We start from the raw sequence: 14,307 nt of genomic DNA on the forward strand, positions 1-14,307 counted from the left end.
CCCGACGCCGATCGTCGTCTGCTGCGCCGCGCGCCCCGTTGGAGGGGCCGTGTCCGGCGCTGCCGGGGTCCGCCGCGCTCACTGCGCGAAGCGCGGTGCGTGGCGGTGGAAGCGGCGGCGCGGGGCGCGTGCGGTGCGGGGACGACCCGGCACCGACGCGGCCTGCACGACCGTCCGCTCGGCCGCCGCGTGGGCCTGCGCGATCCGCTGCTCTGCGCGCTGCAGGTTGCTCTCGTGCACCTGCATGGCGACGAAGCCTGCTGCGTAGTCCATGGTGTCCTCCTGGTCTGGGCGATGATCCGAGACTCCTCCCTGAGGTGGGTCCGGTTCATCGGGAGATGTACCTAAATCCCGTGGGACGGGGCCCTGAGGTGGTCCTCAGGGCCCCTCGTCGGATGCGGATGTCCGGGTCGATCCGACGTCAGTGCGCCAGGGTGCGCATGCGGTGGTACCCGTCCCTGCGGAACTGGATCACCGAGGCGGTCACCGCCCAGGCCGATACGAGGCCCAGCACGAGCATCGCTACGAACATCACGCACCTCCTTCCGTTTCGTCTCGTGGTCTTCGATTCCGGTCCGACGCACGCGCCGTCACCGGGGCCGATGCGTCGAGGTTCCTCCCTGAGCCGGGGGCCGGGCATCGGGACATCTGCCCATATCGGGTCGCGCTCCCGCCCGGGTCCTCAGGCGGTCCGGGCGGACGCCTCGTCGAGCGTGGCCGAGGGCGACGCCCGCGTCGTCAGCGCGATCACGGATTCGGGCACGGGCGCGCCCGCAGGGGTCAGCCCCGACGGGACCGGCGCGCCCCAGCGCCGTTCGAGCGGCACGACGCCCGCCCAGGTCGAGTGGTCCTCTCCGTCGCCCTCCTCCTCCGAGGGGCCGCCGGCGCGCTGCTTCATCACGACGTCGTCGAGCGGCAGCCGCAGCACGCGGGTCGCGGCGACCTCCTTGCGGCGCATCGCGCGCACCTCGGCGGTGCGCCCCGGCATGAGCCGCTCCGAGAGCGCCAGCAGGGCGGCATCCGCCTCGTCGTCGGGCACGATCTCGAGCACGCCCTGCACTGTCGCGCTGCGGTAGTTCATCGAGCTGTCGAAGAGCGATCGCGCGTACACGAGGCCGTCGAGCGCCGTCACGGCGAACACGACCGGGGTCCGGGCGGATGCCGCGCGCAGGGCGAAGCCGCCGCCGGTCGAGCCGTGCATCACCACGTGTCCGCCGACCCGGGCGTAGCCCATCGGCACGACGACGGGCACGCCGTCGACCGCCACGGCGAGGTGGCCGACGAGCTCGGCGTCCAGCAGGTCGTGGAGCGCCAGCCGGTCGCTCGTCTCGCGGTCCGGCAGGCGCCGGACCCGGCGGGCGGAGGGGATGGACGTGGTGATGGTCATGCCGTCAGTCTGCGCTTCCGACTGGTATGGTGATCAGACCAGTTCTCGCGCATTCGAACAGTCCAGTTGGCGACGGAAGAACGCCGCCGGACGGGGAGGTCGGGATGGACGGACCACTGCTCGCGATCGACCGCGACGACGCACGACCGGTCGGCATCCAGCTCGTCGAGGGGCTGCGCCGCGGCATCCTCGACGGCCGCCTCCGGGCGGGCGATCCGGTGCCGTCGACCCGGGCGCTGGCCGGCGAGCTCGGCGTCTCGCGGAGTTCGGTCGTCGCGGCGTACGACCAGCTCGCCGGCGAGGGATACCTCGACGTGCGCCAGGGCGCGCCCACTCGCGTCGCCGCCCTCGTCGCCGCGGACCCGGATGCCGCGCCCGTCGGCTCGCCCGACGACCGCCCCGTGACGACGGTCGATGCGGGTCCGCGGGGCGCCGCACCCGCACCGACTGCCGGCACGGAACCCGACGTCGGCGGCGCGGGCGGCGGCGAGCTCGTGCTCCGGCCGGGGCTGCCGTCGACCGCGCGGCTGGACGAACGCGCCTGGCGCGCCGCGTGGCGGCATGCCGCACGCCTCACGGTGCCGGGCGACATCCCGCCGGACTTCGGCGCGCCCCGGCTGTGCGCCGAGGTCGCCGACCACCTGCGCCACGCCCGCGGCGTGACCTGCGACCCCGACGACGTCGTCGTCACCGCGGGCACGAGCGACGCCGTCGCCCTGCTCGCCTCGGCGCTGCGCCGAATGGTCGACGGCACCCCGCGGGTCGCCGTGGAGGACCCGGGGTACCCCTCGGCGCGCCGGGTGCTCGAGCGACGCGGCGCGCTGCGCGCGATCCCGGTGCCGGTCGACGACGACGGCATCGACGTCGAGTCGCTCCGCGGAATCCGCCCGGCACCGCACGCCGTGATGGTGACCCCGAGCCACCAGTACCCGCTCGGCGGCCGCCTGCCCGTCGCGTCGCGGCTCGCGCTGCTCGAATGGGCCGCGGAGGCCGACGCCCTCGTGCTCGAGGACGACTACGACAGCGAGTTCCGCCACCTCGGCGCACCGCTGCCCGCGCTCGCGTCGCTCGACCGTACCGGCCACACCGTGCTCATCGGGAGCTTCTCGAAGGTGCTCACCCCGTGGCTGCGGCTCGGCTACCTCGTGCTGCCCGCGAACCCGCGGCTCCGCGACGCCGTCGCGGCCGTGCGGGACGACGAGACCACCCCCGTGCCCGGCGTGGTGCAGGAGGCCATGGCCGAGCTGCTCGCGACCGGAGCCGTGCGACGCCACATCGCCGCCGTGCGGCGCGACTACGCCCACCGGCGGCGGCTCGTGCTCGCGGCGCTCGACGGCATCCCCGGCGCCCCGGTCTCCGGCCTCGACGGCGGCCTGCACGCCGTCGTCCGACTGCCGTCGGAGCAGGTCGCCGAACGCGCCGTCGATCGGCTCTCGGCCGAAGGCGTCGCGGTCACGCCGCTCGCGGAGTACGCGGTCGTCCCCGGCGAGGGGCCCGCGGGCATCGTGATCGGCTACGGCTCGCCGTCCGACATGCAGCTCGCCCGGGCGCTGCCGCGACTGCGCGCCGCCGTCGAGGAGGCTCTCGCGGCATCCGCCGGCTGACGCCGACCCTGTACGCGGAACGTCGCCGCCGATAGCCTGAGCGCGTCCGCGGTCCCGAACACCGCGGCGAATCGGGGACGGAAATGCGTCGACGTCGACCCGTGAGTCCTGCGACCCTGCTCGCGGCCGGGCTCCTCACCGTGTGCGGCACTCTCACGCTGCTCGCCGGCTGCGCGCCGCCGGAGGTCGTCGACGCCGCTCCCGTGACGGTCACCGCGACCGTGACCCGGACCGCGACCGTGACGGTGACCGCCGCGCCGCCGGAGCCGACCGCCGAGGCGGCACCTCCGCCCGACCCGGTGCCGAACGAGCCCGCACCCGTGTACGAGTGGGGTCCGGCGATCGACGACGGCCCGCGCCCCGGCGCGAGCGGCGACCCGGTGCTCGACGGGGACGGCGAACCCGAGCGGTACGTCATCGGCCCCGGCGACAGCTTCTTCGACGTCGCCCAGCGCTTCAACCTGCCGCAGCAGCAGCTCCTGCGCATGAACCCGCAGGTCCACGACTACGGCGAGGTCGTCTACATCGGCGACGTGATCAACCTGGACTGGCAGAAGGTGGGAGTGGACTGACCCGTGGAGACGACCGTGATCCTCGACGCGTGGAACCCTGCGCCGCTGCTCATCCCGGCCGCCGTGCTGCTCGGCGGCGAGCAGTGGGCCGTGCGCGAGATCGACCGCGGCTGAGCAGCCGGGCCCGCAGGCGGCCGCGCCGGCCGCCGTCGCTCAGGTGAAGAGCGCCTGCCCGACGTGCTCGCCCGGTCGGATGCCGCCGGGCACCGCGAAGATCGCCGATCCGACGTGCTTCAGGTACTCGTTCAGCGCGTCGGCCGCCAGGCTGCGCTGCACGGTGACGAACTGCTCCGGCGAGCGCTGGAACGACAGGAAGAACAGCCCCGCGTCGAGCCGGCCGAGCTCGTCGTTGCCGTCGACGAAGTTGTAGCCCCGGCGGAGCATGCGGACGCCGCCGTTGGCCGAGGCGTGTGCCAGCCGGACGTGCGCGTCGGTCGGGATGAGCGGCGCGCCCGTCGCGCCCTCGGCCTCGAAGTCGGGCGCCGTGGACTCGGTGCCGCCGGAGAGCGGCGCCCCCTCGCCCTTGGTGCGGCCGACGAGGCGCTCCTGCTCCCCGAGCTGCACGCGGTCCCAGCTCTCGATGACCATGCGGATCTTGCGTGCGACGAGGTACGAGCCGCCCGCGAGCCAGGCGGGCTCGTCGCCGTCGTCGACCCAGACGTGCTCGGCGAGCGCCTCGCGCTCCTCGGCCTTCACGTTCGCCGTGCCGTCCTTGAAGCCGAAGAGGTTCCGCGGCGTCGACTGCGCGGTCGACGTCGACGAGGTGCGGCCGAAGCCGAGCTGCGACCAGCGCAGGCTCGCCCGGCCGAACGCGATGCGGCTCAGGTTGCGGATGGCGTGGACGGCGACCTGCGGGTCGTCGGCGCACGCCTGCACGCAGAGGTCGCCGCCCGTCCACTCGGGCTTCAGTGCGTCGCCCTGGAACCGCGGGAGCGCCTCGAGCGCGGGAGGACGGCGGGCGGCGAGCCCGAACCGGTCGACGCCCGCGGCATCCGTGAACAGCGTCGGGCCGAACCCGAAGGTGATCGTGAGGCCCGCGGCGGGCAGCCCGAGCGCCTCACCCGTGTCGGCCGGGGGCGCGACGTCGCTGCCGCCGACCGCACCGCCGTCCTCGACCTCGAGCCCCTGCGTGAGCCGCGCGGCCGCGTCGGTCCAGTCCGTGAGGAGCTCGACGAGGCCGGTGCGGTCGAGCGTGTCGCTCACGTCGAACGCCGCGAAGTGGAGCCGGTCCTGGGCCGGCGTCGTGATGCCCGCCTGGTGCACGCCGTGGAAATCGTAGGCGGCCGCGGATGCCTCGGCGCCGCCGAGCGCACCCGTGGCGGCCATCGCGACCCCGGCCCCGCCCGCGGCACCCACCACCGCGCCGGCCGCGCCCGCACCGAAGAGGCCGAGCAGCCCGCGGCGGCTGAGCCCCTCGGGCGCCGGCGAGGCGCCGCTGCCCTCGGTGCCGGGGCCCTCCGCTCCGGTCCCGTGCGCGGTCGCGTCGGCCATCAGGAGCCCAGCACCGTCGCGGTCAGCTGCGAGAGCGGCTCGGCGAGCGCGTTGACGCGGTCGCTCAGCGCCTTCGTCTGCGCGTCGTCGAGCGTGGCGTAGTCGACGAAGCCGTCCTCGAGCGAGCCGTACTCGCCGAGCGCCGCCTCGAGCTCGTCGAAGCGCGCGTCGATCTCGGCGGCGAGCTCGGCCCCCTCGTCGGTGGCCTCCGCGATCGGCCGGACCGCGCCGAACGCGACCCCGGCGCCCTGGACGTTCGCGGCGAAGTCCGACAGGTCGGTGCCCGACCACCAGTCCTCCTCGCCCGTGATCTTGCCCGCGGCGACCTCGTCGAGCAGCGCGATCGCGCCGTTCGAGATCGCGTCGAGCGAGACCGAGAAGTGCTCGTCCGCGACGAGGTCGTGCAGCTCGGTGACATCCGCCACCAGCCGGTCTGCGAGCGCCTGCCGCTCCGCGGGCGTCGACGGCGCCCAGTCGGCGAGCGCGTCCTGCCCGTCGGAGTTCAGGTCGCCCGCGGCCGGCGGCCACAGGTCCTTCTCGATGCGGTGGAAGCCGGTCCACTCGAGCCCGTCGGCCACGGCGTCGACCTCGCGGAAGTCGATGCGCGGGTCGAGGTCGCCGAACGCCTCGGCCGTCGGCTCGATGCGCTCGTACGGCACGCGCGCTGCCGCGTAGAGCGACCGGGCGGTCTCGTCGTCGCCCGATGCGTACGCCGCAGCGAACGCCGCGGCGGCGGGCAGCAGCTCGGCCACCTGCGACCGCACGTAGTCGAGGTACTCGTCGACCGCCCGGTCGGCGAGCTCCTGCCGATCCGCCGAGACGCCCGTCGCCTCGCCCGTCACCGTGAACTCGGCGAGGCCGATGGGCGCACCGACCTGCTGGAACTTGCACGCGGTGTAGTAGGTGCCGGGCTCGAGGTGCGCGGTGAAGTCGACCGTCTGGCCCGGCGCGACGTTCTCCTTCTCGCCGACGATGCGGAGCTTGTCGTCGCCGAGCACCTCGAACTCGTTCACGTCGCTGCCGTCGTTGGTGAGGCGGAAGGTCACGGCGCCGGCGGTCGCGGTCGGCGTCTCGACGGCGCACGCGTCGTCGACGATCGCGACGGGGATCGCCTCGGCGAGGTCGGCCTTGGCGACGCACCCCGTGAGGACGAGCGCGGCGACGGCGGTGACGGCGGATGCCGCGAGGGCACGGTGGAGCATTCGACCTCCTGGTCGTGGGTTCCGGTTGGTTCACGGTCCGGCCGGGGGCACGGACCGGTGGAGCTCAGGTCAGGACGCGGGGACCGCGCGCGCGGACGCGGACGGGCGTGCGGCGTGCGCGGCCGGCGCCGCGGCATCCGTCGCACCGACCGGCTTCGGCGTCGGGCGGTGCCGCATGACGCGGAGGTACAGCGGGAGCACGATCCCGACGTACAGGACCCACCCCACGACCTGCGCCCAGGTCGGCTCGGGCGAGAAGTTGAAGATGCCGGTGAGCAGCGCGCCGTACCAGGAGCCCGGGGGCACCAGCCCGACGAGGTCGTACGCGGGCGCGCCGCCCGGGATGACGGCGGCCTCCTGCAGGTCGCCGATGCCGTAGGCGAGCACGCCGGCCGCGACGATCACGAGGAAGACGCCGGTCCAGGTGAAGAAGCGCGAGAGGTTGATGCGCACGAGCCCCCGCGCGATGCCCCACGAGATGCCGACCGCGGTCAGGATGCCCAGCACGGCGCCGAGCGTGCCGAGCACGGGATCGCTGCCGCCGGCGACGTTCGCCCAGACGAACAGGGCCGTCTCGACGCCCTCGCGGCCGACCGCGAGGGCCCCGATGAGGACGAAGGCGAACCACGAGCGGTCCATGGCCGCGTCGACCTGGCCGCGGAGTTCCCTCGACAGGCCGGCGCCGTGCGTGGCCATCCAGAAGATCATCCACGTCACCATCGCCACCGCGACGATCGACAGCACGCCGCCGAGGATCTCCTGCGCCTCGAAGGTCAGTGCGTACGGGCCCCAGGTCAGGACCGCGCCGACCGCGAGCGCCACCGCGATCGCGACGCCGACGCCCGCCCACATGCGGCCGAGCAGGTCGCGTCGGCCCAGCTTGGCGAGGTAGGCGACGAGGATGCCGACGATGAGTCCGGCCTCGAGGCCTTCGCGGATTCCGATCAGGTAGGTGGCGAGCACGGTGGTCCTCTGGTTCGCGGTCAGGAGGTGTGAGCTTAGGCTAACCTCACTTGCCTGATGCGCCAAGACGGATGTCATGCTCCGCAACCGGCGCCCGCCCCGCACGGCCCCCGCACCGGGCCGGCCGACGGATGCCACGGCCGCCCGCGCGGCGTACGGTTGACCCCGTGCTGACTCCTCCGCTGACCGAGAAGCGACCGACCGAACGCACCCACCACGGCGACGTGGTGATCGACCACTACGAGTGGTTGCGCGAGAAGGACGACCCGGCGGTCATCGCCCACCTCGAGGAGGAGAACGCCTACACCAAGGCGAAGACGCGGCATCTCTCCCTGCTGCAGGAGCAGGTCTTCGACGAGATCAAGCGCCGCACCAAGGAGACCGACCTCAGCGTGCCCACGCGCGAGGGCGACTGGTGGTACTACTCGCGCACGGTCGAGGGCCTGCAGTACGGCATCCACTGCCGCGTCGCCGCACAGTCGGCCGACGACTGGCAGCCGCCGGCGATCCCCGAGGACGGCTCCCCGCTGCCCGGCGAGCAGGTGCTCCTCGACGACAACGTCGAGGCCGAGGGGCACGAGTTCTTCTCGCTCGGCAGCTTCGACGTCACCGCCGACGGCGCGACCCTGCTGTACGGGGTCGACGTCGAGGGCGACGAGCGGTACACGATCCGCCTCCGCGCGCTCGACGGGTCGGATCGCGCGCTCGACGACGAGATCCCGGGCACCGCGGCGGGAGCGATGTTCGACCCGAGCGGACGCTACGTCTTCTACACGACCGTCGACGACGCCTGGCGGCCGGACACCGTCTGGCGACACGAGATCGGGACGCCCGCCGACGCCGACGAACGCGTGTTCCACGAGCCGGACGAGCGGTTCTGGCTCGGCGTCGGGCTCACCCGGAGCCGCCGCTACCTCGTGCTCGAGGCCGGCTCGCACGTCACGAGCGAGACCTGGCTGCTCGACGCGGACGACCCGACCGGCGAGTTCCGCGTCGTCTGGCCGCGACGCGACGGCGTCGAGTACGACGTCGAGCACGTCGTCGCCGGCGGTCGCGACCGCCTGCTCGTCGTGCACAACGAGGGCGACGCGGTGAACTTCGAGCTGGTGAGCGTGGCCGCCGAGGACCCGCAGGGCGAGCGTCGCATGCTGCTCCCCCACGACCACCGCATGCGGATCGAGGCGGTGCACGGCTTCCGCGACTTCGTGGCGCTGGAGTACCGGCGCGACGGCCTGCCGCGCGTCGCGATCGCCAAGGTGCCGCCGCAGGGCCTGCCCGCGGACGCGACGCCCGACGACACGCTGCACGAGCTCGAGTTCGACGAGGAGCTGTTCTCCACCGGCGTCGGCGCGAACCCCGACTGGGCGCAGCCGTCGCTCCGGATCGGCTACGGCAGCTTCGTCACGCCGTCGATGGTGATCGACGTCGACGTGGCATCCGGCACCCGGACGGTGCGCAAGCAGCAGCCGGTGCTCGGCGACTACCATCCCGAGCGCTACGCCCAGCGCCGCGAGTGGGCGACCGCGCCCGACGGCACGAAGGTGCCGATCTCGATCGTCTACCGGGAGGACCTGGTCACGCTCGGCGAGCCCGCGCCGACCCTGCTCTACGGCTACGGCTCGTACGAGCACGCGATCGACCCCGGCTTCGGCATCCCCCGCCTGTCGCTGCTCGATCGCGGCATGGTCTTCGCGATCGCGCACGTGCGCGGCGGCGGCGAGATGGGCCGGCTCTGGTACGAGCACGGCAAGAAGCTGCTGAAGAAGCACACGTTCACCGACTTCATCGCCGCGGCGGAGCACCTCGTCGACCGCGACATCACGAGCCCCGACCACCTCGTCGCACAGGGGGGCTCGGCTGGCGGACTGCTGATGGGCGCGGTCGCCAACCTCGCGCCGCGCCTGTTCGCCGGCATCGTCGCCGAGGTGCCGTTCGTCGACCCGCTGACCTCGATCCTCGACCCGTCGCTTCCGCTCACGGTGATCGAGTGGGACGAGTGGGGCAACCCGCTCGACGACCCCGAGGTCTACGCGTACATGAAGTCGTACGCGCCGTACGAGAACGTGCACCCGGTGCAGTACCCGCGGATCCTCGCCATCACGAGCCTGAACGACACGCGCGTGCTCTACGTCGAGCCCGCGAAGTGGGTCGCGAAGCTCCGCGAGGCGGGCGCGGATCCGCTGCTGAAGGTCGAGATGGCGGCCGGGCACGGCGGGGTGTCGGGCCGGTACGCGGCGTGGCGGGAGCGCGCGTTCGCGAACGCGTGGATCATCGACGCCGCGGGGGCGCACCCGAGCGGCGAGTAGCCGCGGCATCCGCTCGCACGAGACGACGTCGGCAGGATGTCGACGTCGCGGCGCTCGAACTGGGGTCGCGGATGTCGGCGGCCGGGAACAGACTGTGCGCCATGTCGTTCGTCACCGAACTGAGTGAGCGGATGCCGCAGCGCGTGCACGCGCCCGGCACCCCCGAGTACGAGGCCGGCGCCCACGTCTTCCACGGCCAGGGCACGCCCGATGCGGTCGTGCGCCCGACCTCCTCCGACGAGGTCGCCGAGGTCGTCCGCTCCGCCGTCGCGGCGGGCGTCCCCATCACCGTCGTCGCAGGCGGTCACGGGTCCGATCCCGCCGCGGGCGGCCTGGTGATCGACCTCTCGAACCTCGCGGCGATCGAACTCGCCGACGGCGGGCTGGTGCACATCGGCCCCGGCGCCCAGTGGGGCGACGTCGCAGCGGCCCTCGCGCCGCACGGCCTCGGCGTCACCTCGGGCGACACGCGCGACGTCGGTGTCGGCGGGCTCACCCTCGGCGGCGGGATCGGCTGGCTGGTGCGCATGCACGGGCTGACCGTCGACATCGTCCGCGAGGTCGAGTTCGTGACGGCGGCGGGCGACGTGCTCACGCTCGATGCCGAGCACCACCCGGAGCTGTTCTGGGCGGTCCGCGGCGGCGGCGGCAACTTCGGCGTCGCCACCCGCTTCACCTTCCAGGCGGCCCCGGTCGACGGTCTCGTCGGCGGACACGTCATGTTCGACCAGTCCGACCCGCGCGCGGTGCTCGGCGCCTGGCGCGACGTCATGCGCGACGGTCCCGACGAGCTCAACTCGACGCTGCTCGTGATGCCGCCGATGGCGCCCGAGATGCCCGCGGGGCCGCAGCTGCTGGTGGCCCTCCGGGGTTCCGAGGAGGAGCTGCGGCGGCTCCTCGAGCCCCTGCTGTCACTGCCCTCGGTCACGGACGTCGCGCTCGGGCCCGTCGAGTACCCCGACCTGCTCGAAGACGGCCCGCCCGGCGCGCCGCCGTTCGCGCTCGTCGGCGGCAACGGCTTCGTGCCCGATCTCTCCGACGCGGCGCTCGACGCGTTCACGGCCACGCTCGAACATGCCCTGCCGACGATGCTGCTGCTGCGCGGGCTCGGCGGTGCGTTCTCGAGGGTGGCGACGGACGCCACAGCCGTCGCGCAGCGCGACGGCGAGGTGCTCTTCGCGGTGAACCGGCTCGTCCCGGACGGCGCCGGCCCCGACGCGTTCGCGTCCGCCCACGACGGCGTCGAGGCGGCGATGGCGTTCACGAACGGCCGCTACTCGAACTTCACGCCGGAGTTCGGCGACGACATCGTGACCGAGATCTACCCGCCCGAGACGCTCGCGCGGCTGCGCGCGATCAAGCGCGAGGTCGACCCCGACGACGTGTTCCGGCCCAGCCACCACATCACGCCGTAGGGCGCGCGCGGAGTCCCGCGCCGGGCACGCCGCCCGCCGCGGCGGGTGGGTGCGGACGAGCACGACGCCGCCGCAGCCGCTTGTCGAGCGCGTCGACCGCGAGCAGCGTCGGCATCGACGCCAGTGCGACCGCCCAGCCCGCGAGCGGCGGGTTCGCCTGTCCGAGCACGCCGGCGACGACCGGCCACCAGAGCACGATGAGCGAGAAGGCGAGCTCGGCGAGCACGGCGACCACCAGCAGGCGGTTCGTGAACCAGCCGAGCGAGCCCGGCCAGCGGGTCGACGACCGGCAGGCGAAGGCGTTCGCGGTCTGCGCGAGCACGACGGTCATGAACGCCGCCCCGGACGCGGCCATCAGGTCCGGGCCCGACGGGAACGCGTCACCGGGTCGCCAGCCGAGCGCGACGAGCGACACCGTGAAGGCGCCCATCGTGAGCAGCGCCTCCAGCGGGCCGAGCACCCCGAACGCGCGCCGCAGCACGGTGGCGTTCATGAGCCGTCCGCCCACGGGCGGGCCCTCGAGCAGGTGCTTCGCGGGCTTCTCGGCGCCGAGCGCGACGGCCGAGAGGGTGTCGGTGCCGAGGTCGAGCGCGATGATCTGCAGCACGCCGAGCGCCAGCGGGAACTGGCCGCCCGAGAGCGCCCACACGACGAACGGCGTCAGCTCGGCGACGTTGTCGGTCAGGTGGTAGGTGAGGAACCTCCGGATGTTCACGTAGGTCGCGCGGCCCTGCTCGATGCCCGCGACGATCCCGGCGAACGAGTCGTCGAGCAGCACCAGGTCGGCGGCCTCGCGCGCGACGTCCGTGCCGCCCCGGCCCATCGCGACGCCGATGTCGGCCTCGTGCAGGGCCGGCGCGTCGTTGACGCCGTCGCCGGTCATCGCGACCACGTGTCCGCGAGCCTGCAGCGCCCGCGCGATGCGCAGCTTGTCCTCCGGCGAGACCCTCGCGACGACCACGCCGTCGTGGTCGAGCAGGGCGCCGAGGTGCTGGTCGTCCGCGGGCAGGTCGCCGCCGACGAGGACTGGGCCGTCCGGGCCGCGCAGGCCGACCTCGTCGGCGATGGCGCGGGCGGTGGCGGGATGGTCGCCGGTGATCATCCCGACGCGCACGCCCGCACGGCGGCACGCGGCGAGCGCGTCGGCGACGTCGTCTCGCGGCGGATCCTCGAGTGCCAGCAGGCCGAGCAGCCGCACGTCGGCCTCGGCCTCGCGCTGGTTCGACGGGGTCCGCCCGCCCCGCGGTGCCGCGGCGACCGCGATGACGCGGAGCCCGCGACCGGTCAGCTCGTCGACGACGGTCGCCGCATCGCCGACGTCGCCGCAGAGCGGCAGCACGGTGTCGGGTGCGCCCTTCACGAGCACCTCGTCGGCGAGCACCACGGCCATGCGGCGCAGCGCCGAGTCGAAGGGGAATCGCAACTCGGGCGGGCTCGACCGACGGTCGGCGTCCGTGTCGACGCCGAGGCGGCGCGCGAACACGTCGACCGCCGCCTCCATCGGGTCGCCGTGCGGCCGCCAGGTGCCGCCCGCGTCCTCCGCGTATCCCGTCGAGCAGCGCTCGGCGGCGATCGCGAGCGCCCGCACGGCCGGCTCGGCGGTCGGCGACGCCCAATCCAGCGCGGCGCTCGGCGCGTACCCGGCGCCGTCGATCGAGACGGCTCCGGCCGACGTCCACGCCCGGACCACCGTCATCTCGTTGCGCGTGAGCGTGCCGGTCTTGTCGGTGCAGATGAACGTGGTCGATCCGAGCGTCTCGACGGCCTCGAGGTTGCGGACCAGGATCCGGCGCTTCGCCATCCGCTCGGAGCCGAGCGCGAGCGAGAGCGTGACGGTCGGCAGCAGGCCCTCCGGGACGAGCGCGACGGTCACGCCGATGGCGAAGACGAACGCGTCCCGGATCGGGTCGCCGACGAGCATCGAGATCACCAGGAAGAGCAGGCCGGCGCCGATCGCGATGCCCGCCGTCACGCGCACCACGCCCCGCAGGCCGCGGGTGAGCGGGGTGTCGGGGTGTGCGGCGGTCGTCATGCGCGCGATGCCCGCGAGCCGCGTCTGCGCACCGGTCGCCGTGACGACCGCCGTCGTGTCGCCCTCGACGACGAACGTCCCGGCGAAGAGCGCGGCTCCCGACTCCACTGCGGCGGCGGCGGACTCGCCGGTCAGCATCGACGTGTCCACGAGCAGGCGGTTCGCGGCGGTCGTGCGCGCGTCGGCCGGGACGCGATCGCCGCTCTCGAGCAGGAGCACGTCGCCGACGACGACGTCGATCGCGTCGACGAGGCGGCGGCGGCCGTCGCGCCGCACCGTGACCCGCGTCGGCAGCATCTGCTGCAGGCGATCCGCCGCACGGTCGGCGCGCGCCTGCTGCACCACGGCGAAGATCGCGTTGACGACGATCACCGCGATGATCGCGATGCCGAGCTCCGGCAGGCCGGAGACGAACGCGAGCGCCGACGCGCCCCAGAGCAGGAGGGCGAAGAAGTGCGTCAGCTCGGCGAGCAGCCGGCGGAGCACCGACGGCCGCCTCGCCACAGGGAGCGCGTTGGGTCCGTCGTGTGCGCGGCGAGCCGCGGCATCCGCGCTCGCCAGGCCGGATGCCGCGTCACCCGTCGAGCGCGGCTCGTCCATGCGGCAGCCAGCGTAGGAGCGGGGGCGGGAGTGCGGCGGGACCGTGGTCCCATCGCGGACCGCGCTGCGCGGCGGCCCGGGTGCCGGCGCCGGACCGCTCAGGCGGAGGGCGGATCCTCGTGCAGGTCGACGTCGGCCGGCACGAACGCCCAGCCCGTGAATCGCACCTCGAGCCCCGCGCGCGTCGGCGCGCAGACCATCGGGCCGGCGGTCGCCGCGTCCGCGTCGAACGGTGCGACCCGGATCGTGCGCCACGGCCCGTCGCCCGCCCGGGCGCGCACCGTCACCGCGTCGCCGTCGACGCCCGAGCGGCTCGCCCGGATCGTGACCACCTCGCCCGCCCATTCCGGCATGGGGGCCAACGACCAGTCCGACACCCGGTCGGTCACGACGGCACCGACGTGCAGGATGTCGTCGTTCACCTCGAGGCCGGCCTTCACCCAGAGCTCGTCGCCGCCGCGCAGGAACAGGCCCGCCTGGTCGTACAGCCCGGTGAGCGTCGTCGTGTCGACGGCGACCTCGACGGCGGCATCCGCCGGCCAGGGGCCGAGGAGCGCGTGCCCGTCGTCGTGGACGAACCCATACTGCGTGGTGCGCCAGAAGTCGCTGCCCTCGGCGGCCTCGACCACGATCCCGTCGCCGTCCGCGCGGACGGCGACGGGATCGCGGGTCCAGATCCCCGCGTCCCAGGGAGCGGCGGGGGCATCCGGTGCTGCGTCGGTCATGCGACCAACG

Annotated in this window: 11 protein-coding genes; 4 read left to right on the plus strand and 7 right to left on the minus strand. The window is 74.1% G+C overall.

Features of this window, described 5'->3' with window-relative positions; genetic code table 11:
• Positions 1 to 78: 78 nt before the first annotated feature.
• Positions 79 to 273: a hypothetical protein gene (locus tag ABD230_RS07020; protein ID WP_344370890.1), complete on the minus strand. Its 195-nt coding sequence runs from the start codon at positions 271 to 273 to the stop codon at positions 79 to 81.
• 409 nt (positions 274 to 682) lie between these two features.
• Positions 683 to 1,387, minus strand: coding sequence for a pyridoxamine 5'-phosphate oxidase family protein (locus tag ABD230_RS07025; RefSeq protein WP_344370891.1), 705 nt, complete (start codon positions 1,385 to 1,387; stop codon positions 683 to 685).
• A gap of 104 nt (positions 1,388 to 1,491) precedes the next feature.
• Between ABD230_RS07025 and pdxR the strand changes: the two genes are divergently transcribed.
• Both pdxR and ABD230_RS07035 read left to right on the plus strand, forming a co-directional pair.
• Positions 1,492 to 2,991 carry a MocR-like pyridoxine biosynthesis transcription factor PdxR gene (gene pdxR, locus ABD230_RS07030; RefSeq protein ID WP_344370894.1) on the plus strand — a complete coding sequence of 500 codons (1,500 nt, stop codon included), beginning with the start codon at positions 1,492 to 1,494 and terminating at the stop codon, positions 2,989 to 2,991.
• A 101-nt stretch (positions 2,992 to 3,092) separates the two neighbouring features.
• On the plus strand, positions 3,093 to 3,563 hold the full coding sequence (locus ABD230_RS07035) for a LysM peptidoglycan-binding domain-containing protein (protein WP_344370896.1): 471 nt from the start codon (positions 3,093 to 3,095) through the stop codon (positions 3,561 to 3,563).
• Between the two features lie 153 nt (positions 3,564 to 3,716).
• Here the strand turns inward: ABD230_RS07035 and efeB are convergent, their stop codons facing one another.
• The 3 genes from efeB to efeU all read right to left on the minus strand — a co-directional run bounded on the left by efeB (position 3,717) and on the right by efeU (position 7,219).
• Positions 3,717 to 5,054 (minus strand): iron uptake transporter deferrochelatase/peroxidase subunit, encoded by a 1,338-nt coding sequence (efeB, locus tag ABD230_RS07040; RefSeq protein WP_344370900.1) that lies wholly within the window; start codon positions 5,052 to 5,054, stop codon positions 3,717 to 3,719.
• Complete coding sequence (gene efeO, locus ABD230_RS07045; RefSeq protein WP_344370902.1) at positions 5,054 to 6,256, minus strand: iron uptake system protein EfeO; 1,203 nt, start codon at positions 6,254 to 6,256, stop codon at positions 5,054 to 5,056. The genes efeB and efeO overlap by 1 nt, the downstream gene beginning before the upstream one ends.
• Positions 6,257 to 6,325: 69 nt before the next feature.
• The gene (efeU, locus tag ABD230_RS07050) at positions 6,326 to 7,219 is read right to left on the minus strand and encodes an iron uptake transporter permease EfeU (protein WP_344370906.1); all 894 of its coding nucleotides are present in this window, start codon (positions 7,217 to 7,219) and stop codon (positions 6,326 to 6,328) included.
• 131 nt (positions 7,220 to 7,350) lie between these two features.
• On the opposite strand from efeU, the gene ABD230_RS07055 reads away from it, so the two are divergent.
• Together ABD230_RS07055 and ABD230_RS07060 are read left to right on the plus strand one after the other, a co-directional pair.
• Positions 7,351 to 9,525, plus strand: a complete 2,175-nt coding sequence (locus tag ABD230_RS07055; RefSeq protein ID WP_344370909.1) for a S9 family peptidase — start codon at positions 7,351 to 7,353, stop codon at positions 9,523 to 9,525.
• A 101-nt stretch (positions 9,526 to 9,626) separates the two neighbouring features.
• The gene (locus tag ABD230_RS07060) at positions 9,627 to 10,940 is read left to right on the plus strand and encodes an FAD-binding oxidoreductase (protein ID WP_344370911.1); all 1,314 of its coding nucleotides are present in this window, start codon (positions 9,627 to 9,629) and stop codon (positions 10,938 to 10,940) included.
• Here the strand turns inward: ABD230_RS07060 and ABD230_RS07065 are convergent.
• Positions 10,930 to 13,572 carry a cation-translocating P-type ATPase gene (locus ABD230_RS07065; protein ID WP_344370914.1) on the minus strand — a complete coding sequence of 881 codons (2,643 nt, stop codon included), beginning with the start codon at positions 13,570 to 13,572 and terminating at the stop codon, positions 10,930 to 10,932. The two genes, ABD230_RS07060 and ABD230_RS07065, sit on opposite strands and share 11 nt — an antisense overlap.
• A gap of 98 nt (positions 13,573 to 13,670) precedes the next feature.
• Positions 13,671 to 14,297 carry a DUF1349 domain-containing protein gene (locus tag ABD230_RS07070; RefSeq protein ID WP_344370916.1) on the minus strand — a complete coding sequence of 209 codons (627 nt, stop codon included), beginning with the start codon at positions 14,295 to 14,297 and terminating at the stop codon, positions 13,671 to 13,673.
• Positions 14,298 to 14,307: the final 10 nt, after the last annotated feature.

The sequence above is a fragment of the Agromyces tropicus genome (genome assembly GCF_039531345.1).
Lineage (GTDB): Bacteria > Actinomycetota > Actinomycetes > Actinomycetales > Microbacteriaceae > Agromyces > Agromyces tropicus.